The organism is Streptomyces sp. NRRL WC-3549 (assembly GCF_000721935.1).
Classification (GTDB): domain Bacteria; phylum Actinomycetota; class Actinomycetes; order Streptomycetales; family Streptomycetaceae; genus Streptomyces.
Genome location: NZ_KL585398.1, coordinates 116,899 through 117,270, shown reverse-complemented (window position 1 = coordinate 117,270; position 372 = coordinate 116,899). Strand labels below are relative to the sequence as shown.

Annotated in this window: 1 pseudogene; it reads left to right on the top strand. The window is 77.7% G+C overall.

Features of this window, described 5'->3' with window-relative positions:
- Nucleotides 1–66 precede the first annotated feature (66 nt).
- A pseudogene (locus IH13_RS0114860) lies at nucleotides 67–372 on the top strand (hypothetical protein); the annotation flags it as partial.

Genomic DNA, 372 nt, shown 5'->3' with positions numbered 1-372 from the left:
CCGGACCCGTGCGGTCCGGCGGCGGCCTGTGACGGGGAGGCGCGGGGAGCCGGCTCCGGTGAGCCGGTGAGCGAGGAGGCCGCCGAGGCCGCGGCGGCCCCGGTGCTCAAGGCCGTCGGGCAGGACGGCGCGGCGCTCGACGCGCGCCAGGTGATGGGTTCCGCCCGCGTCGTGAACGCCGACCCGGTGGTGGGCGGCCTGCCGACCTACGGCTGGGCGACGGGGATCCAGGTGGGATCCGGCGGTGAGGTCGTCGGTGGCAGCGGCCATCTGAAGTCCCTGGAGAAGGGCGATGCCTACCCGCTGGTCGGTGCCCGGGCGGCGCTGGACCTGCTGGAGGCGGAGAGCCGGCCGGGCGCGAAGCCGGCCGTC